This window comes from Siphonobacter sp. SORGH_AS_0500 (assembly GCF_002838835.1).
Lineage (GTDB): Bacteria > Bacteroidota > Bacteroidia > Cytophagales > Spirosomataceae > Siphonobacter.
The window spans coordinates 271,787-290,128 of record NZ_NHPP01000007.1 but is presented as its reverse complement, the minus strand read 5'-3'; the positions used below and the strand labels follow the sequence as shown (position 1 = coordinate 290,128).

Below are 18,342 nucleotides of genomic sequence, written 5' to 3'. Positions count from 1 at the left end.
AAAAAAGGAAGCCTTTTGGCTTCCTTTTTTGTACTCGGGCATTTACTAAACTTAAGGCAGGAATCGCAACTCTACGCGACGGTTTTTCTCCTGGCCTGCTTTCGAAGTGTTATCTCCGATGGGTTTGAAAGAGCCGTAGGCTTCCGTCAGGATTCGGCTGGGGTTCGTTACCCCGGCGTTCACTAGATATTTCTTCACGGCCTGTACGCGGCGTTCAGAAAGAGCAATATTATGACGATCCGAAGAGCGACGGTCGGCGTGACCCGTTAATTGCAGACGGCAGTTGGTACGGTTCAGTAACTCAACAATCCGCGACAGCATTTCTTCGTATTCGGGCTTAATCGTGCTTTGATTGGTTTCAAAGTTAATGTTCGCAAACACTTCCAGACAAGCCTGACCCGGAATGATTGAGTTCACTACCTGTTCAAAATCAATGGCTACCCCAGCTCCAGAAACAATGCTTCCGGCAGGTGTTTCGGGTTGTTTGTCGAAGTAATCAGAAACGCCATCGTTATCCGAATCCAGTAATAAACGAGGATCAATATCTTTCGGACGGTTCGCTTTTGCAATCGAATCAATCTCAGACATGGATAGGATTTTTTCTGGTACGTACAACAAACGAGGATCGGTATAACGCAGGTTATAGGTTCCTTTCGAAGCGTCCCAGGTTTTATCCCGACCTACTTTAATTGCATTTTTACCAAACTTGTAAGTCACAGAAATGTAAGGCGTTACGTATTTATCAAGGGCTGAATTACCGCGTTTGTAATCGCTGATATCGCCCCGGTTACCACCGAAATCATACATGCTGGAGTTATCACCCCCTACGGTTGCATCCAGTTTTTCAGTATTCACGTTATTCAGCACCATGTCCAGACCAATGTCAAAACGGGGAGATAACTCATACTGAATCGCCAGTCCTACGGGGAAAACTACTTCACGAGTCATTCTCCGGGAAGAAACCTGAAGACCCGTAATGCCGCTTTCATTGACAAACTCCTGCGTAATGTTTGACTTGCGTTTTACGCGACCCGTTCCAATTTCATAGGCCGTAGAGTTAAAAAATATGACCCCAACGCCCGCGTGTAAATCAAATTTCCAGCGGTTCAGCTTTCTAGGGCCAAATAGTAAGCTTTTCAGGTTTGTACTTCCTACCAGAGCAGCCTGATAATATTCCGCCCGAAAATAAGAGTTATAAATGCGGCTCTTTGCTCCCCGAAGGTTACCGGCGTCGAGCTTCAGGCTGGCTCCGAATAAGTGGGAAAGTTGTTTGTTCACATCCAGCCCAAAACCAATAGCTCCACGCTCAGAAGCAGGAGCGTATTCTTTGGGATGAGGAGCGGGCCAGAAATCGTACTCCCGTAAATCTCCCAGAAACTGAGGTGACCCACCCCGAACCGAAATCGACCAGGTATTTAAGGCATTAGGACCTTCATATAATGCGTTAGGCTGATAGGGTTTGGTTTGAGCACCGGCTTTTCCGGCCATCATTCCTGCGAGTACTAAAAAAGACAGACAGCGTACAATTCTCATAAGCTCTTTTTTAAAGGGACTGGAATTGAAAATCAATTCCCAGGTTGACAGTTGGAAACAGGTTGCACAAAAATAGAGGTTAATTCATGCATAAACCCTATTTGTATGCGAAGCAGAATCCCAGGTTTCAGATATACGACGAAAAAAACTTCCTGTTTGGACGACCGCAAAGATTTTCGGAGATTTTCCTATAATCGATGCATGACCTGTCTAATCATTTGATCTTTCCAGGTGCCGTAAGTGCCATTCAGGATTTGCTGACGAGCTTCTTTAACTAACCACAAATAAAAGGTTAGATTGTGAACACTCGCAATTTGTGGGCCGAGTAATTCTTCAGATTTAAATAAATGACGCAGGTAAGCTTTACTATAGAAAGTACTTACATACCCTCCTAAAAATTCATCAACTGGCGAAAAATCATCTTTCCATTTTTCGTTTTTAATGTTGATAATACCTTGCGTGGTGTACAAAATTCCATGCCGGGCATTTCGTGTAGGTAATACACAATCGAACATGTCCACGCCCAGAGCAATGCTTTCAAGAATGTTAGCAGGCGTGCCTACACCCATTAAATAACGAGGTTTATCGTAAGGAAGAATCGAGCAAACCAGATCCGTCATTTCGTACATATCCTCGGCGGGTTCGCCTACAGAAAGTCCGCCAATGGCATTTCCTTCCCGACCCATCGACGCAATGAATTCAGCCGACTGACGACGTAAATCTGGATAGGTACTCCCCTGTACTATCGGAAAAAGTGACTGCGAGTGGCCATATTTTGGCTCAGTGGCGTCGAATCGGTCGCAGCAACGTTGTAACCAGCGGTGGGTCATTTCCATTGAACGACGGGCATAGCCATAATCGCAGGGATAAGGCGTACATTCATCAAAAGCCATCACAAAATCAGCCCCAATGGTTCGCTGAATGTCCATGACACCTTCGGGCGTAAAGGTGTGCGTTGAGCCATCAATATGCGAGCGGAACTTTACGCCCATTTCATCGATCTTACGACCTGTACCCGCCAGCGAGTAAACCTGGAAACCTCCTGAATCCGTCAGGATCGGGCGATCCCAGCCGTTAAATTTGTGTAAACCTCCGGCTTTTTCCAGAATATCAAGTCCCGGACGCAGGTACAAATGGTACGTATTTCCCAGAATAATCTGAGCATTAATGTCTTCTTTCAACTCCCGCTGGTGTACGGCCTTTACGGAGGCAACCGTTCCTACGGGCATAAAAATTGGAGTTTCAATCACTCCATGATCGGTCTGGATACGCCCGGCTCTGGCTTTACTCTGGGCGTCCTGTTTTATTAAATCAAATTGCATGGTTCTCTTCTAAAAGATTGCAAAGGTAAGGACAATCGAGGGGTCGCAGGTCAGAACGCCTATATTTCAGCAACAAACGCTTATTTTTGCGGCCTGAATTTCAAACCCTGTCGTGACTGAATTCCTTCTGCTAAGTATCGTCTGCGGTATTCAGCTTCTGTATCTATTGGTATTTGCCCGAACGGCTTTCGTTTCGGTACCCTCGTCTACTCCCCAACTACTTCCGGGAGTTTCGTTGATCGTCTGTGCCTGGAATGAGCTGCAAAACCTTCGGGAGTTAATTCCTTTACTCGAAAAACAAGAGTACGAAACATTTGAAATCATTATTGTCAACGATAAATCGACCGATGGAAGTTCAACTTTTTTGCAAGAAGCTCTTCAGCACTATTCCCGGTTAAAAGTGATTCCCATTTTAGAAACGCCCTTAGGCGTTTCTTCCAAAAAATTCGCTCTCACACAGGGAATTGATGCGGCTCAGTACGAAGTCATTTTACTGACCGACGCCGACTGTCGCCCTCATTCCAGCCGCTGGATTCAACGCATGGTGGCTCAGCTAAGCCCCACTAAAGATATTGTATTAGGGGTTTCGCCTTATTTCAGAAAGGATTCATCCGTAAACGCCTTTATCCAGTTTGAAACGTTTTATACGGCATTGCAATATATTTCCTTTGCTTTGGTCGGTAATCCGTACATGGGAGTAGGAAGAAATCTGCTATACCGCAAATCACTATTTCTTCATCAAAACGGACTACAGGAATTCATGCACATTCTGGGCGGCGACGACGATTTATTCATTAACAAAGTTGCGAACGCTACCAATACAGCCGTTTGCCTACATCCCGAAAGCCTGATGTATTCCGTTCCCAAAGTTACCTGGGCTGAATGGTGGCATCAAAAACGGCGGCACGTTTCGGTGGGCAGCTATTACCGGAAAAAAGATCAGTTTTTATTAGGGCTGCTAGCGGCCTCACACGTAACAAGCTGGCTATTTTTGTGGGGCATTCTTTGGTATTCGGTCACCACAAACCCTTACGAATGGATGGGCTGGAGTATCGGCATTTTTCTCGTCCGTTTTTTTATGACCTGGATCATCTGGTACAAAGCCAGCCGGAAGCTGGCACATCCCATTCCCGGCTATCAGTTCCCAATTTTCGATTTAACATTAACGCTGTATTTACTCAGTATGGCGGTGGTATCAGCCTTTCCCAGTAAAAAAATGAGCTGGCGGTAAACCCAAACATTAAATTCAATACTCGATGGACATTATTAAAAGATATTTTCCCGACCTGACTCCCACGCAGGAAGAACAATTCAGTAAACTCGGCGAGTTATATCGCACCCTCAACGAACAGGTTAACGTGATTTCCCGTCAGGATGTAGATAACCTCTACGAACGTCATGTGCTGCATTCGCTGGGCATTGCGAAGGTGATGCAGTTTAAACCCATGACCGAAATTCTGGACGTGGGCACAGGTGGTGGCTTTCCCGGCATTCCGCTGGCCATTTTATTCCCTGAATGCCAATTTCATTTAGTGGACAGCATTGGCAAGAAAATTCGGGTTGTACAGGAAGTCGCGAAAGGCTTGGGACTTACAAATGTGCGGGCTGAACAAAAGCGTGCAGAGTTGGTAACAGCCGAGGCCTACGATTTTGTAGTAAGCCGAGCCGTAACGCGTCTGACGCCCTTTTACAGCTGGGTGAAGACCAAGGTTCACAAAAATCAGTTTAACGACCTTAAAAACGGCATTCTTTACCTAAAAGGCGGGGACTTAGAAGAGGAACTTAAAGAGCTTGGAAGAAAGACAAAAGTCTACGAACTCTCGGATTATTTTACTGAAGAGTTCTTTGAAACGAAAAAAGTAGTCCATGTCCCTTTTTAGTGGCACATTTTTAGAGAGAGAATGACGAGAGACGTGCGGAAGGCTTATTTTTGCTAGGCATTTTCCTCATTACTGCAACGATAAAACACTTATGGGTAGCTACGTTAATAACCATCTTATCAAAGACGAACACGTCGTTTTTGAAACCACGTATCATTGGACCATCTTTTTCACCTGGGCTTCGCTATTTACACTGACGATTGCCGCCTGGATCAAACGATCGTCCGATGAATTCGTTATTACCAACAAGCGACTGGTCGTGAAAACCGGATTCATTTCTCGGGACACGGTTGAGCTCAATCTAAATAAGGTAGAGAGCATTCAGGTGGAGCAAAGCGTTTGGGGCCGTATGTTTGGCTTCGGAACGATCTCCATTCACGGAACGGGAGAAACGAGTCAAGTGTATAAGCGAATCTCTGATCCTCTGGGCTTTAGAAGAAAATACCAGGAGCAGTACGATCAGTACACCCAAACTCGCGGATCATTTAATTAAAAAAATATTACAAAACACTTGCGTTCGGCTGTTTGATGCCTTAGTTTTGCACTCGCTTTCAACGCAATCCCGAATAGCTCAGTCGGTTAGAGCATCTGACTGTTAATCAGAGGGTCGCTGGTTCGAGCCCAGCTTCGGGAGCCTAGTAGTCAAGCACTTACGAGATAAAACTTGTAAGTGCTTTTTTATTTGCACAAGATTTGCACAAGGAAAATATTTTTTTATTCTGCCTAACTGTTTTTACTTCTTTTAAGTGCTTTCCACTTTACTGAAGGATAAATCGGTGGTTTAGCTTCTACTGGTTCATGCTTTTCTCAAGGCACACTTAACTTTCCTGCGTAAGCGTTCTGAAGGTACTAGTGTTGCTCACACAGAACATCGCCGTAAATAGTCAATTATACGTTTTGCGAGCGTGATTGGGCAGGATGTAATCCACTACATTATCCAGGCGGCTGGGGTGTTCTATCAGCTCTTGGTATCAATTGTCTTCGACTTCAATGTCCATTTCATTAAGCGTATCCTTTAATCGGAAACTGCCTCATATTCTACGGAAAGCTTAAATACGTTTTCGTCCCGTATGGCGTCGGTAATGACGTTATGGTGTAGACGTTCGCCAAAGAGGTCTTTGGTTGTTCGCAGTCCTAGCGAATTTTTCTGATCGTTATCTTTACCCGTAAAACCAAATATCTGGGCTTTCTAAAAAAATTCATGAACGCGTTGCTGCGTATCATCAAACTGACTGCGGTGGCATTCATCGAAGATGAATACCACCTTTTCGCACTTAACTGCTCCATTAAGGCCTGAGACTTTACTTTGATAATAGCAGAATTCAATTTCTGGATGATGGTAACGATCAGGCAGGTACCACTGGTACCATCGACACTGCCTTTGCTAAAGCTGTTGAATTCCTTGGACGTCTGGTAATTGAGATCTTTACGATCCACGACGAAAACCATTTTCGCCATCTGGGACAGGTGCATAATAATCTGGCTGGCTTTGAACGACGTTAGCGTTTTACCCTAGCCGATCGTATGCCAGATATAACCGTTTTTATTTCTTTGCTTGACCCGTCAATGATGGAATGATGGCTTCTACGGCATAGCACTGGCAAGGCTACAGTGCCATCAGGCTTTTGTAGGTTTCATATCAGCACGATTTACTTACAGATCATCTTCGAAAGTTGCAGGACTCCAGAAAAGTCCGTGTGAAGGCATCGAGATTACTGATCCACTGCTTTTCAACATTGGTCTAGTAGAAGGTCTACTTAAACGCTTTTTCGCGTAATACTTTGGTATTGACGCCGCTGCTGATCACGAAAAGTTGAATGTATTAACACAGAGCCGTATTACTGTCGTACGAATATCGCTGGTAGCGATTGTTCTGGTTAAAGACCTCTTTCAGCTCCAACCGTCACGCTTAATTTCAATCTGTACCAGCGGAAGTTCGTTGATAAGCATGGTTACGTAGTAGCGGTTTTTGTAGGTGCCTTCCATACTCACCTACTAGATGCACTGAAATAGGTTCTGGTACCAGTGCCCAACGTTAAGCAGATCTCCGTTATACTAAAGGATGTGCTCTTTAGATCTGAAGGTCTTGTCTTTCTTATTATTTCTTTTTAGCTGATTAAATCAGGAAATAATCGCTTGTAAAAGCAAGCAATTTGATTACATTACTCTTAAATTTATAAGGAACTATATAATCGGTCATAGGTCCAATAAATTTTAATTTATATTTTATTATGAATTCTTCATAACTTTCTCATTTCCAATTTAAGCTAATAAAATCAAAACACATAATAGGTAATATTTAGGACATTAAGATACATATTCCGTAGAGTTCTTTCCATTTTTTTCTTCGCAATATTTCTAACAGCATAGTTAGCCCGCTCAAGTAAGCTTTCTTCAGTATCGCCCATTTTATATTCAGATAAACCACAGCAAACTGTAACGTTATAGCTTATATCTCCAATAAGAAAGTTAGCACCAGCTAGAAATTTTCTTTTCCTTTCGGCTGCTATTTCAACTTCAGTGATAGTAGTATTAGAACTAACTATAATAAACTCGTCTCCTCTATTATACTGACGAAAAGTTTCATCAGTAAATCTATTATCTTTTGATAATAATCTCCCTACTTCTCCTAGTACTTTATCACCTATGGTTTGATTATACTTTTCATTAAATACAGCAAAATTATCAACATCAATTATAATTATTGACAACGGTTTACCTGATTGATAAGCTTCTTTAATTTTTTGAGACAAATATACCTTTAATGCTTTATCATTTCTTAATCCCGTTAAAGGATCTGTGAAATTATCTTTCTGTAGTAGTTTATATTTATTATAAAATATTAAGCCCGTCAGTATCGAAGCACATGTCATCGCAATCACCATTAGCCCTAATATTTCTATATTAGTTAAGTTGTTTCTTTTATGTAAAAAACTTAAAGTTTCACCCTTTGGGAAAAGGATAGCTACAATTAATAAAAGAGTTGTTATGCTTGGAATTTTAAAAACGTCATAAAGAATTTTAGAGAGAAAATCTTGTTTAAATTTAAGCCAAGAATTATGAATATATTGTTTCACCTATATTATTTATTAGTCAGCCTTGTTTCTTTTTCAGACAGGAATCAAATACAATAATAATATATATCTGTCATTATATTAATAAAAACTAAAATTTAATATTACCCAAGCCCTTCAGTGATAATCGATTTGGCATAATAAATTAGTTCTTCATCTGATAAGTTCAAAAGTAAACGATATGTATCTCGATGACATTTACGAAATTTCAATTTGCTTCCACAAAAACACGCATCAACTCGATTAGGCTTTTGTCTTGTTTTTATATAAATTAGGCCCTTAGCAATAGTCTGTAAGTTTTCGGTTCGGAATATCTCCTTGAAAAATTCGTTATTACCATTTATTCCATGAGACCTCTCTTTTAAGAAAAATCCGTGTATTTCTCTGTATTTTTGATTGTAAAAATATGGTTTAACTTGGGTCTTAATAAACCACTCAAGAGTAATACCTCTCTTACAAAGTAATGACTCTTCTGGCATTGATTTAATACAACAATGTCCATCAGATTCAAAAATATGCCAGTCAATATTTTTAGGTATTCTATTTCCTGTTTCAAATACCTTGGGGAATTCAAAAGGATAATTGCTAACGAATTCTATTTTTACGTGATAAGAATCAAACGGAATTCCTTCTTCGTCATCAAGCAAAAGCTCTCCGCACAATGATGGCAACCCATGTTCATCCTTAGCTATGAATAAACATGGGTTCTGATCCACTAGTGATTGTGCTTCCTCAATGAATTCCTTAGCACCTCGACTTAGTTCGCCCATGGATTTGAAGTTATAGCACCTGCTGCGGCTGCGGCCGCTGCACGTGAATTTACTTGTTGCTTCTCATCTTTCCCTTCAGGGAAACGACTGCCCAAGTGTCTCCTCCAAAGTTTGCTAGCCTTGAATTGATTTTCCTCTCTAATGGCTGCATCGGCATCAGCAATAAACTCATCTAACGATCTAAGGAAGTTATTCTTTCTGGCATCGCTATAATTAGCAAATAAGTCATCATTAGGAATAGCAGGAACGATGCATTTGAATTCACGATCTAATGCCCTTTTTATTTCTTTCAAGAGATCCCTAAGTGTAATATCATCTCTCTCATTTAATACAATTCTTTCTTTTGCATTAGAAATTAGGATGGTCATTGCTAGACCACTTGGCATCTTATTACGAATATTATCACACCATCCTTTACTGTATTTAACATGTCTTAAAAGCTTGCCATCTTTATCCTTTTTACTATTGAACCAGTTAACTACAGCTTTTGAATCACTATCCTCAAAACCATTTCCTTTAACTGCAATTCTATACTCTTGGCCTTCTATCTTATAGTAAATAGGATGGTCAATTTCGTAGTCATTGACAAAAACAGATCTGATACATTTTCTTCTATGCTCAGGGGTAGTACTTGTATGACCATTTACTGCATCCCATACCCAGCCTTGTAAAGTTGTAGCGGTTACATCTGGCTTACGAAAGAAATATACACCGTCATCCAAATCACAAATATCTTCCTTTGTCCTAATTCCAGACTTCATTTTATGAGAACCTTGAATATAAAATTTAGGGACATAATCTGGATGATTTTCTTTAAACCACTCGCGGATTCTTTTTCTAAGAGCATTCTTAGAATTGATCATTTTATTCTTCTTAGTACTACCAATGGATATATCATCATGGTAATCCATAAATAAATTGTGACAATTTGCCATTACTGTTTGATTTTCAAAAATTGGAGGATTTCGTTTAAATTTTGTTTTGTTAATTCGTTTCCAATGCCTTCAAGTCTACGAATATCTGTTTTACTTGACGCATTCAAATCGATTGTATCTGAACCTAGGTCATATTGAACTCTCATATAACCAAAATCATTACCGTGTCGCTGAGAGAATCTTTTTAAAAACAAAAGATACTGCTCTGTAATTTGCGATTGACTATCTAGAATAATATCAAGTAATCTCGGCTTAGGAATAAACCAATAAAAGAATTGTTTAGGTAACCAATGTGATTTGATAATGTGCTTACCTCTGCCTGTTCCTAATGATAGGATTTCTATTTCTCCAAAATCATACCCTAACTTATCTGTTGCTTCCAATAATCCTATTAGTGTCGGGTTATTAGCGAAAATTCCACCGTCAATCATGTTTACATTGGAACCACTGCCGTGCTCATTATTAAAACTAAAGCTATGGGGTGGAAAATAGATTGGTGCTGATGCACTAGAAAGAGCTACTTCATGAGCTGGGAGCATGAAATCTCGAAGATAGTCCTTATGATGCTTAGTCTTTAATACATTAATTGATCCCGTATTTCCATTAAATGAAGGAACACATACGTTGGTTTTCAAATCATATAATGTAGGCGTTACATCATTATTTGCTGCTTTAAAGATTTCTTCTAACTTTCTACGTAGTTTTTTATTACTGTATATAGAAGTTACAAATACGCGAGCTTTTCTTGGGATAACTTTTAGATACCACTTAGGGAAAATCATTTCTGCGTTCTCCTTATAAAACTCAACCAAGTTTTTTTCAGGTATACCTAATGCAATCGCTATTCCTAATATTGCTCCAGTTGAAGTGCCGCAGATAAGATCAAAATGTTCATGAAGCCTTTTATCAGAATTATCTTTTTGCAAATGTTTTTCAACTTCAGCTAATACTACAGCTGGTATTAGGCCCCTAATCCCGCCTCCATCAATTGATAAAATGCGGAAAGACTTTTTATTTTCTTCTTTCAATATCCTTTATCGTTTAAATGGCTCCCCATAAATAGCAGCCCAGTTTGAACTTTCTGTTGATATACACCGCTCCAGTTCTGTTACCACTATTTTAGCAACATTCATAACTTCATCCCTAGCCTGAGCTGGAGTCCTTGATGCATGGTAAAGTGTTGTGTTAGGTAGATACACTGTTTTGTTTTGGTGATCTACAAACGTAGGTGCATACCCCCTTTTAATCATTTCCTTCTTAAATTCGACATGTTTACTAGTGATGTCGTAGGTTACAATAATTGCCATTTGTTATCTTGTTAATGTTGAAAAAATAAATACCTTTGTTTCACTAATTTTACACCTACCCTCGTTGTTTCAACAAAGAAACAAAATACTATCCGTTTCACCAATGAAACACTATTTTATTTTTTCCATATGGAATCAACATTAAATACTGAGCTTCTAGCCGGGATGGTGAAAAGCAAAAGAGGGGCTAAGGGATTAAGAACTATAGCAGAAGAAATTGGCGGAGTAAGTGCTCCAACACTTTCTCGTATTGAGCAAGGAAAGATACCTGACGTTGACACATTTATTAAAATCTGCAAATGGCTTGATACTAGTACAGATACTTTTATCCTAAATTCTGCTGATGGATCTATTTCTAATAAAGATATTGTCGTGGCTCATTTGAGGGCAGATCGTGAGCTAGCAACCGATACAGTGAACATGTTAATTAAAATGATTGATTTAGCATACGCAACCAAATAAGTGATTTGTGGCCTTCAAGAGTAATTTAAAACGTGGTTTCAAAACGCGTGCCGAAGAAATGGCGATTGAGTACCGAGAAAAGTTAGGTCTTTTTGCTTGGTCACCACTGGATGCATTTCATTTAGCCGATCATCTAGGAATTCGGATATACTCAGCCGCAGAAATTTTAAGTGGTAGTAGTACTATCAAATCTTTATCAGAAGAATGTGGCTGGAGTGCCCTTACAATGACAACTAAGGCAAATAATACAATTATAATTCATAATCCATATCATTTGCCTGCTCGTCAACAATCTAACATTATGCATGAGATTGCTCATTTCTTATGCGAGCACACATTACCTCCCTCCCGGTCTGTCCCTTTACCCCTTGGAATGAGACAATTTGATCCAGCTCAGGAAGAAGAAGCTATTTGTTTGGGTGCAGCGATGCAGATTGCGAAACCAGGCTTGTTATGGGCCTTAAAAAGAAATATGTCGATAGATATGATGGCTAGTCATTTTAATGCTAGTCATGAAATGGTAAAATATCGTCTTCATTTAACTGGAGCAGAAAGACAAGCTTACTTTTCTCGACTAAAGCGAAGCAAAGCATGAACCTATTTGGCAAGGGAGGATTTTATGAACCAACTAGTTTTATAACTCTTTGTGCTTATCCAATCTGAAACCTTCCCCATGAAGGGTAGTACATGTATTGGTATTGAGTTGACGGCCAATCTCGGTCCAATCGTAGTTACACAACCAAAGCTTTTTAATGACACTACTCGGGCGGTTACTTTGATTTATGTCGGCATTAATCTGACTATTAACCCTTCCTTTTTGTTTAACCTGCTGGATTTCATTAGCTGAGATGTCTAGCGAAAGCCTGGTTTCTTTTTTTAGGCTAAGAGCTTTTTCGGCTCAATTCGCGATTATCTCTTGTTTGTGCTAAGACGTAGTCGCTAGAATACCCATCGTCAAAGTTTAGCCTTCTGAGATATCGTAGCATACAACGATTTATAACGGAGTTCCGAAGCACAGATACAAAAGCTACATTGTAAGCAAATCGATCAAGTTTATAAATCAGCAGTATTAGATCATACAATAACAACTTCTAAATCCTTATTAAATGTACATTTCTTACTAATACCCCTTCCATTCACTACAATGTCTTAAAGTCCATGATTTGTATATATTTTTGTCACATATCTTGACAAAATTTGTGACTTGTAGTAAGTCTATATTAGTCACATATTATTACTATATTTGTGACTAATATACAGGTATATAATTATGCAAAGCATTGAAAAACAAATAGATAAAACTATCAAGGCGAAGCAGAAGGGGGTACTTTTCTTTCCAGAGGATTTCGCTAGTCATGGCTCCTCTGAAGCAGTTAGAAAAGCCCTGGATCGTCTGGAAGAAAAAAAGGTACTTGTTCGGGTTGCTCAAGGGATATATGTAAGACCGAAGCAAAACAAACTCATCGGCTCCGTAATGCCTTCTGCGGAAGAAGTAGCTGAAGCCATTGCTAAACGTGATAAAATCAGAACTGTTCCCAGTGGAGCTTATGCTTTGAATGCCTTAGGGCTAAGTAACCAGATTCCGATGAAAGTAGTACTACTAACGGATGGATCTCCACGTGAGATTAAGGTTGGGAAGCGAACTATTAAATTTAAAAAAACGACTCCCAAGAATTTGCTTGCCAAAGGGAAAACCAGCCGACTCGTGATTCAGGCCTTAAAAGAACTAGGCAATGGGAAGGTTAGTGAACAAGAAGAGAAAAAAATCATAGCGTTGCTTAAAAAGGAAAGCTTTGCCGATTTAGTGCATGATATTGCTTTAGCCCCGGTATGGATTCAAAAAATAATGAAAAAGGCTTTATAAGATGACCTCCAATCCTTTTTACCAGCTCCTGCTTCTGACAAGAAAGCTATTTTTCAAGCGATCAGCAATCAGACTGGAATGCCTGCCTTTGCGGTAGAAAAAGATTGGTGGGTCACTCAAACCCTGACCATCATTTTTCAAATGGAGGTAGCCCCTCATCTAGTATTCAAAGGGGGCACTTCTCTTAGTAAAGCGTGGAAGCTTATTCATCGCTTCTCTGAAGATATTGATTTAGCCATAGATCGAGCCTTCCTGGGTTTCAAGGGAGATCTTACCAAAAGTCAAAGGACCGCATTACGAAAAGCAGCAGGAGAGTATACCACCGGCCCCTTCTTTGAAGAACTACAACAAAAATTCTCAGAAAACGGACTGGAAGATGCGAGTTTGCATGTGGTACCCGCCGCCGATAGTGATCAGGATCCTAGAATCATTGAAATTCATTATCCTCCTATTATTTCAACACCTGGCTATGTTCAGCCACGCGTGCAAATTGAAATCGGTTGTCGTTCCCTACGTGAACCGTTTACCCCTTGCCGCTTCGGCTCATTAGTAGACGAACTATATGCTGAAATCGATTTCGCGGCTCCGTTTGTTGAGATACCTACGGTTGATGCGGAGCGGACATTTTTAGAAAAATTATTTCTGCTTCACGAAGAATTTCATCGTCCACCGGAAAAGATAAGAGTCAATCGGTTAAGCCGCCATCTATACGATGTGCATCATCTCTCTCAAACAGCAATCGCCGATCAAGCTTTACAAAATCAAGAGCTCTATCAGACCATCGTTTCGCACCGATTTACTTTTTCCAAGGTTGGAAATATTGATTATAATCTTCATAACCCTAAATCGCTGAATCCCATTCCACCCGATCAGCTAATTCCTGCCTGGTCCGATGATTATAAAAAGATGCTGGAGGAAATGATCTACGAAGAAAACCCTCCGACCTTTGAGGCATTAATAATCTCCCTAAACCAAGTAAAAGAAAAACTGCAAAATCTAGGTTGGGAATTTACCATAGCATTTTAAAGGAACTATGGTTACTCACTAAGTACTACTTTTTCTAACCTCCTTGATTATTAAATCGGGTTACAGATTATAAATCACTTCTATCGAGGACGTTAATAGAAATTAGGACTCCAGCACTTCTCTAGTCAAACGCTTGTTACGATGCGAGAGATTTTGTATGTTCGAATATCGCATTAGCAATCTTATCCATGCAAGTTATTTGCCTCGAAGAAGCCGCCTTTTACGAACTGGTTGATCAAGTCGTTACCCGCTTGAGGGAAACTTCGTCCCAAGTGAATAGTCGTTGGTTAGATGACAGCGAAGCCATGAGATTGCTGGGAATCAAATCGAAAACAACGCTTCAAAAGCTTCGGGATGAAGGGAAAATTCGGTTTTCGCAGCCGCAGAAAAAAATCATCCTATACGACCGGAACTCCATTGAAGACTATTTAAACAGAAACGCTCGAAATACTTTCTAGCATGGAAGAAGAACCTATTCATCCTGACTATATCAAAGGCTTCAACGACAGCTATCTGCTGGCTCAGCACTTGCCTGAATTGGCCGAGAAACTATCGGCTATTCAAGGAAATAGCCCTCGCTTGCAAGGCATGCGAGAGGGACGTCAGCAATATCTGTCGGAACAAGTCAAAGCGAAAATGCCGTCCTGGCTTCAAGAAGACCGCCTCAGTAAAAGTAACCCTTCATCATCCCCCAGTAAAACACGTGACATAGACCCTCCGTCTAAATAAGCTATTGTTTAATGGGCAGGTCTTTACCCTTGCCATTTTTTGAGGGGATTTCGGGTAGAATTGATTCCTGAACCTTCGTATAGCTAAGTGTTTGCGTAAATCGAGCGGAGATCGAAAACGGTTTCTTCTCTTTTAATGCTTCTTTACGTATGAGGGATAGCTTTTCTTTTTCTTCTTGCTGAACGTCTTGTTTTAGCTTTAGCATGTAGTACTGGGAATAATTAATATCTTTCTTTGCCTTCAATAATCCCTTCATTTCCAGCTTGGATTTTCCCTCAAAGGGGTTCGGATAGAGCGTATGTAGCGTTGCCTGACGTAGCTGCTTTACGGTCTCGTCGTCAAGATTAAGCTCTTTTATTTGACGTTCTACCCATTCATTTACATTAGCTTCAATAGTCTCCTTTTTCTTTTCCAGGTCGTACACGACATAAGCTGGATTAGTCGGTTTTGAAGGTTTCAAAAATCCAGGAGGATTATACCGGGGTACATAGGCCTGAGGCGTGTCTCTTTCGCGAGGCGTTCGATCCAGTTGTTTATCGAGTAGCTCCATCTTTTTGCGGGCTTCGTTGACCATCTCTTCGATGTATTCAAGCCATTCCGGAAACGCGTATTTTTTAGAGTGATCTTCTGGGGTAGCCATGCTAAGAAATCGTTTTGACACTTGACATAGTCTGTTTTTCTAGTAAACTAGAAGTAGGCTTTGTATTTCTTACGGGTCGGATCTATGGACTATGAAACCTATCTCCTTGAGACTCTGTTTGATGGCGATAAAGATCGATTTGAAGAAGCCTGGCAAGAAGCTACGGCAGAAGGACGCAAGGAAGCCATTACCTGGGCCTCTCTCATGGATTCAACGGAAACGCCTGAGCCCCGTCGTCTAGACCTCGCCTCCTTTGAACCCTACACGGGCCTTTCTTACAAGCTAACAACCCTTACTTTTAATCCCTTTACGTCCTTCTTCGTTTGGCGAACTCAACGCTGAGCTTACCCACCACGTCTATCGGGATCGAATGACACTGAACCGTTCGAGCAGTATTTTTCGCTGACCCGTGGGAATGGATATTCGGTGGCCGCTACATAGTACCTCGTCCGCTTCGATTCCATCCACATGATCCAGATTAATCCCTTCCGATTTAGACAATCGGTAGAAATTATCCGTTAAATGATGGTCAAAGAGATACCCAAGGTTTGCGTAAAGCTCCACCTTTCGATGCGGATGAATACGGCTATACCCCGCTTGCGTCAGATGGAACTGGGAAGCAGGTCCCTTTGCTTCAATGTAAATAATCTCGTGATTGAAGACCCGTATAAAAATACCACCGACTGACAACAGGAACCCATCACTTTTCTTATTCGGATTCGGAAGCGGGTGTTGATAGAAGTTATGAATGGCCAATTCTATTTGGAGCGGTAATTCTGCCATCCGAAAGGGCTTGATCAGATAAGCGGATGGATTGGTTTGTTTGGCTCGATTTAACACTTTCATATCCGAGTGAGCGGTCAGATAAATGACCGGAATGGAATACTGCTTTGACAATCGCTGCACGATCTCTATGCCATCCAGGGGACCATTGAGCTGTATATCTACCAATAGAATATCGGTAGGACAGCTTTCTAATATATCCAGGGCCTTTTCAAGCGTCCGAGCAATGCCGCTCACCTCATACCCGTATTTAATTAAATTCTCCCGGATGTCGTGAGCCACCATTAACTCGTCTTCGAAAATGAGTATTCGTAATGCTTCCATGCTTTAACCGTTAAAGGATAAATGAAATGTAGTCCCGGGGTGTTGTTGAAATTCGTACGCTCCCTCCAGTTGTTCGGCAAGCATAGTAATCAGCCACATGCCGAAGGATGCGTTCGCGGGGTCTTCTGAAAAGCCAGGTCCGTTATCGGCTACCGTCAGATGAACACGCGATCCCTGATAACTACAAGTAATCATCAGAGAAGGATTTTCAGTAGCAGTAAATGCGTACTTGCAAGCGTTGACTAGTAATTCATTGATCATCAATCCCAAGGGGACAGACTTATCGACGTGCAACCAGATGGGCTGAAGCTGGTAAACTGGCTGAAGCGTTCCAAAGCCGTAAGCCTGCAAAATGCCATTCACCAGATCAGGTATATAAGTGGCTAAATTTACTTTGACGAGTTGATCCCCATCATACAGCCTGCGATGGAGTACGGCCATCGCCTGCACGCGTAGCTGGCTTTCTTCTACAGCTTGTTTGGCCACTGGATCTGAAAGCCGACTAAGGTGTAATCCTAATAGGCTAGACACTACCTGAAGATTATTCTTCACGCGATGGTTTTGCTCACTGACTAATCCCGCATTCCAGCGACTAATTCGTCGATTTTTTCGAAACAATCGAAAAAACACAACACTGATGAGGAGTGTCAGTAGAAGCAATACAGAGATGAGTACGATGAATTGATTACGCCGGGCTAATTCATCGTTTTTCGACTGTAAGAGAAGTTCTTTCTTTTGCGTCTCGTATTCAATTTCCAAACGAGCCAAGGCTCCTTCCCGGTCAGCCGATAGAGCAGCTAATTCATGCGTATGCACTTTTTCCAAATGGTAGAAAGCGTCTTTCCATTGGCCCATATTTTGGTAGAGATCCGTAGAAACTTTTTCCATATTTATACTTTGTAAAAAGTCTAAGCGTTGATGAGCTTTCGCAAACTTTTGAGCTTTCTGTAAAGCTGCCAACGCACGATCAAATTTTCGCTGACCGGTATAAATGGATACCAACTTTAAATATGAATTGAATAGGCCATTATAATCGTGCTGCTTAGTATACACCGAAAGGGCATAATTTGCATAATGCATAGCTCTTTGAGGATCACTCTCTCTATATCCACTAGAAAAAATGGAATATAGATTGGCAAGTTCATTAGGGGCTTTCATGACACGGGCATAATGGATGGCCTGCCGCTCACAGTAATAGGTACTATCTAGAAAAATTTTAGCCTGAGCCTTATTCTGCTTTTCATAGAGCTGATAGCCCAGTCCATAAGTACCTGACAAAACCAGATACGAAGCCATTAACCCATGGACGGACTGAACCTTCTGATTGTTCACTAAGGCTCGGCGAGCATACACCCTTGCTTCTTTAAACTGTCCAGAAACAACATGATTTTCAGTCAAGCGGAGGTATACTTTTCCTATAGCCTCTGAATATCCCTTGGGCTCGCGGATCCGTAAGCTTTGAATAAACCATCGTTTGGCCGTTAAAAAATCACCCAGTGCAGTATAGCGTTTCCCTAGCAAGTAACATACTTCTCCCAACTCAGCAGAATCCTTTTTTGCTACTGCTTTACGATAGTCTAATTGCGTTTCCAATAAGCGGGTATAATTCCTACTCCCAATCATTGGTTGTACTTTTTTAGGAATAGATAAGTCCACAGAATCTGCTTGCCCATAGCTAAAATAAGGAGCTATG

The 18,342-nt window shown here is 41.0% G+C and carries 21 protein-coding genes and 1 tRNA gene; 11 read left to right on the top strand and 11 right to left on the bottom strand.

The genetic code is table 11. The features are described from left to right. Nucleotides 1-51 precede the first annotated feature (51 nt). A complete protein-coding gene (locus tag BWI96_RS10685) occupies nucleotides 52-1,533 on the bottom strand; it encodes an OmpA family protein (protein ID WP_106636661.1) in 1,482 nt (493 codons plus the stop codon). A gap of 188 nt (nucleotides 1,534-1,721) precedes the next feature. Continuing rightward, the gene (gene tgt, locus BWI96_RS10680; protein ID WP_106636628.1) at nucleotides 1,722-2,855 is read right to left on the bottom strand and encodes a tRNA guanosine(34) transglycosylase Tgt; all 1,134 of its coding nucleotides are present in this window, start codon (nucleotides 2,853-2,855) and stop codon (nucleotides 1,722-1,724) included. A gap of 112 nt (nucleotides 2,856-2,967) precedes the next feature. Between tgt and BWI96_RS10675 the strand changes: the two genes are divergently transcribed. The 4 genes from BWI96_RS10675 to BWI96_RS10660 all read left to right on the top strand — a co-directional run bounded on the left by BWI96_RS10675 (nucleotide 2,968) and on the right by BWI96_RS10660 (nucleotide 5,369). Further along, entirely contained in the window at nucleotides 2,968-4,086 is a 1,119-nt protein-coding gene (locus BWI96_RS10675; RefSeq protein ID WP_157830314.1) for a glycosyltransferase, read from the top strand. Between the two features lie 25 nt (nucleotides 4,087-4,111). Then, complete coding sequence (gene rsmG, locus BWI96_RS10670; RefSeq protein ID WP_106636626.1) at nucleotides 4,112-4,735, top strand: 16S rRNA (guanine(527)-N(7))-methyltransferase RsmG; 624 nt, start codon at nucleotides 4,112-4,114, stop codon at nucleotides 4,733-4,735. A gap of 91 nt (nucleotides 4,736-4,826) precedes the next feature. Then, complete coding sequence (locus tag BWI96_RS10665) at nucleotides 4,827-5,228, top strand: PH domain-containing protein (RefSeq protein WP_106636625.1); 402 nt, start codon at nucleotides 4,827-4,829, stop codon at nucleotides 5,226-5,228. A 67-nt stretch (nucleotides 5,229-5,295) separates the two neighbouring features. Continuing rightward, nucleotides 5,296-5,369 (top strand) — tRNA-Asn (locus tag BWI96_RS10660). 381 nt (nucleotides 5,370-5,750) lie between these two features. Here BWI96_RS10660 and BWI96_RS23270 read toward each other — a convergent pair. From BWI96_RS23270 to BWI96_RS10635, 6 genes are all read right to left on the bottom strand, one after another. After that, nucleotides 5,751-5,867 carry a hypothetical protein gene (locus BWI96_RS23270; RefSeq protein ID WP_369804137.1) on the bottom strand — a complete coding sequence of 39 codons (117 nt, stop codon included), beginning with the start codon at nucleotides 5,865-5,867 and terminating at the stop codon, nucleotides 5,751-5,753. Nucleotides 5,868-5,869: 2 nt separating this feature from the next. Further along, nucleotides 5,870-6,208 (bottom strand): hypothetical protein, encoded by a 339-nt coding sequence (locus tag BWI96_RS10655; RefSeq protein ID WP_106636624.1) that lies wholly within the window; start codon nucleotides 6,206-6,208, stop codon nucleotides 5,870-5,872. An 803-nt stretch (nucleotides 6,209-7,011) separates the two neighbouring features. Then, nucleotides 7,012-7,812, bottom strand: coding sequence for a GGDEF domain-containing protein (locus tag BWI96_RS10650; protein ID WP_106636623.1), 801 nt, complete (start codon nucleotides 7,810-7,812; stop codon nucleotides 7,012-7,014). Nucleotides 7,813-7,913: 101 nt separating this feature from the next. Continuing rightward, nucleotides 7,914-8,579: an SEC-C metal-binding domain-containing protein gene (locus BWI96_RS10645; RefSeq protein WP_106636622.1), complete on the bottom strand. Its 666-nt coding sequence runs from the start codon at nucleotides 8,577-8,579 to the stop codon at nucleotides 7,914-7,916. Next, nucleotides 8,567-9,514 (bottom strand): cyclic GMP-AMP synthase DncV-like nucleotidyltransferase, encoded by a 948-nt coding sequence (locus BWI96_RS10640; RefSeq protein WP_106636621.1) that lies wholly within the window; start codon nucleotides 9,512-9,514, stop codon nucleotides 8,567-8,569. The genes BWI96_RS10645 and BWI96_RS10640 overlap by 13 nt, the downstream gene beginning before the upstream one ends. Next, nucleotides 9,514-10,542, bottom strand: a complete 1,029-nt coding sequence (locus BWI96_RS10635) for a CBASS cGAMP-activated phospholipase (protein WP_157830313.1) — start codon at nucleotides 10,540-10,542, stop codon at nucleotides 9,514-9,516. Before BWI96_RS10635 ends, BWI96_RS10640 begins: the two co-directional genes overlap by 1 nt. Nucleotides 10,543-10,950: 408 nt before the next feature. On the opposite strand from BWI96_RS10635, the gene BWI96_RS10625 reads away from it, so the two are divergent. The 6 genes from BWI96_RS10625 to BWI96_RS10600 all read left to right on the top strand — a co-directional run bounded on the left by BWI96_RS10625 (nucleotide 10,951) and on the right by BWI96_RS10600 (nucleotide 14,902). After that, nucleotides 10,951-11,283 carry a helix-turn-helix domain-containing protein gene (locus BWI96_RS10625; protein WP_106636618.1) on the top strand — a complete coding sequence of 111 codons (333 nt, stop codon included), beginning with the start codon at nucleotides 10,951-10,953 and terminating at the stop codon, nucleotides 11,281-11,283. A 7-nt stretch (nucleotides 11,284-11,290) separates the two neighbouring features. Then, complete coding sequence (locus BWI96_RS10620; protein ID WP_157830312.1) at nucleotides 11,291-11,878, top strand: ImmA/IrrE family metallo-endopeptidase; 588 nt, start codon at nucleotides 11,291-11,293, stop codon at nucleotides 11,876-11,878. A gap of 675 nt (nucleotides 11,879-12,553) precedes the next feature. Continuing rightward, entirely contained in the window at nucleotides 12,554-13,147 is a 594-nt protein-coding gene (locus tag BWI96_RS10615) for a DUF6088 family protein (protein WP_106636616.1), read from the top strand. Nucleotides 13,148-13,225: 78 nt separating this feature from the next. After that, nucleotides 13,226-14,173, top strand: coding sequence for a nucleotidyl transferase AbiEii/AbiGii toxin family protein (locus BWI96_RS10610; protein WP_106636615.1), 948 nt, complete (start codon nucleotides 13,226-13,228; stop codon nucleotides 14,171-14,173). A 188-nt stretch (nucleotides 14,174-14,361) separates the two neighbouring features. Further along, nucleotides 14,362-14,631: a helix-turn-helix domain-containing protein gene (locus BWI96_RS10605; RefSeq protein ID WP_106636614.1), complete on the top strand. Its 270-nt coding sequence runs from the start codon at nucleotides 14,362-14,364 to the stop codon at nucleotides 14,629-14,631. 1 nt (nucleotide 14,632) lies between these two features. Next, on the top strand, nucleotides 14,633-14,902 hold the full coding sequence (locus BWI96_RS10600) for a hypothetical protein (RefSeq protein WP_106636613.1): 270 nt from the start codon (nucleotides 14,633-14,635) through the stop codon (nucleotides 14,900-14,902). 1 nt (nucleotide 14,903) lies between these two features. On the opposite strand, the gene BWI96_RS10595 is transcribed toward BWI96_RS10600, so the two are convergent. Then, a complete protein-coding gene (locus BWI96_RS10595) occupies nucleotides 14,904-15,542 on the bottom strand; it encodes a hypothetical protein (RefSeq protein ID WP_106636612.1) in 639 nt (212 codons plus the stop codon). An 84-nt stretch (nucleotides 15,543-15,626) separates the two neighbouring features. On the opposite strand from BWI96_RS10595, the gene BWI96_RS10590 reads away from it, so the two are divergent. Continuing rightward, nucleotides 15,627-15,884: a hypothetical protein gene (locus tag BWI96_RS10590; protein ID WP_106636611.1), complete on the top strand. Its 258-nt coding sequence runs from the start codon at nucleotides 15,627-15,629 to the stop codon at nucleotides 15,882-15,884. Nucleotides 15,885-15,899: 15 nt separating this feature from the next. Here the strand turns inward: BWI96_RS10590 and BWI96_RS10585 are convergent, their stop codons facing one another. Together BWI96_RS10585 and BWI96_RS10580 are read right to left on the bottom strand one after the other, a co-directional pair. Next, nucleotides 15,900-16,649 carry a response regulator gene (locus tag BWI96_RS10585; RefSeq protein ID WP_106636610.1) on the bottom strand — a complete coding sequence of 250 codons (750 nt, stop codon included), beginning with the start codon at nucleotides 16,647-16,649 and terminating at the stop codon, nucleotides 15,900-15,902. Nucleotides 16,650-16,652: 3 nt separating this feature from the next. After that, the gene (locus BWI96_RS10580; protein WP_232793679.1) at nucleotides 16,653-18,242 is read right to left on the bottom strand and encodes a histidine kinase dimerization/phosphoacceptor domain -containing protein; all 1,590 of its coding nucleotides are present in this window, start codon (nucleotides 18,240-18,242) and stop codon (nucleotides 16,653-16,655) included. Between the last annotated feature and the right edge of the window lie 100 nt (nucleotides 18,243-18,342).

Excerpts from the sequence above, each read along its gene's own strand:
- BWI96_RS10685 (WP_106636661.1), bottom strand. The coding sequence starts at position 1,533 with ATGAGAATTGTACGCTGTCTGTCTTTTTTAGTACTCGCAGGAATGATG.
- tgt (WP_106636628.1), bottom strand. The coding sequence starts at position 2,855 with ATGCAATTTGATTTAATAAAACAGGACGCCCAGAGTAAAGCCAGAGCC.
- rsmG (WP_106636626.1), top strand. The coding sequence starts at position 4,112 with ATGGACATTATTAAAAGATATTTTCCCGACCTGACTCCCACGCAGGAA.
- BWI96_RS10665 (WP_106636625.1), top strand. The coding sequence starts at position 4,827 with ATGGGTAGCTACGTTAATAACCATCTTATCAAAGACGAACACGTCGTT.
- BWI96_RS10655 (WP_106636624.1), bottom strand. The coding sequence starts at position 6,208 with ATGCACCTGTCCCAGATGGCGAAAATGGTTTTCGTCGTGGATCGTAAA.
- BWI96_RS10645 (WP_106636622.1), bottom strand. The coding sequence starts at position 8,579 with ATGGGCGAACTAAGTCGAGGTGCTAAGGAATTCATTGAGGAAGCACAA.
- BWI96_RS10640 (WP_106636621.1), bottom strand. The coding sequence starts at position 9,514 with ATGGCAAATTGTCACAATTTATTTATGGATTACCATGATGATATATCC.
- BWI96_RS10625 (WP_106636618.1), top strand. The coding sequence starts at position 10,951 with ATGGAATCAACATTAAATACTGAGCTTCTAGCCGGGATGGTGAAAAGC.
- BWI96_RS10615 (WP_106636616.1), top strand. The coding sequence starts at position 12,554 with ATGCAAAGCATTGAAAAACAAATAGATAAAACTATCAAGGCGAAGCAG.
- BWI96_RS10610 (WP_106636615.1), top strand. The coding sequence starts at position 13,226 with ATGCCTGCCTTTGCGGTAGAAAAAGATTGGTGGGTCACTCAAACCCTG.
- BWI96_RS10605 (WP_106636614.1), top strand. The coding sequence starts at position 14,362 with ATGCAAGTTATTTGCCTCGAAGAAGCCGCCTTTTACGAACTGGTTGAT.
- BWI96_RS10600 (WP_106636613.1), top strand. The coding sequence starts at position 14,633 with ATGGAAGAAGAACCTATTCATCCTGACTATATCAAAGGCTTCAACGAC.
- BWI96_RS10595 (WP_106636612.1), bottom strand. The coding sequence starts at position 15,542 with ATGGCTACCCCAGAAGATCACTCTAAAAAATACGCGTTTCCGGAATGG.
- BWI96_RS10590 (WP_106636611.1), top strand. The coding sequence starts at position 15,627 with ATGGACTATGAAACCTATCTCCTTGAGACTCTGTTTGATGGCGATAAA.
- BWI96_RS10585 (WP_106636610.1), bottom strand. The coding sequence starts at position 16,649 with ATGGAAGCATTACGAATACTCATTTTCGAAGACGAGTTAATGGTGGCT.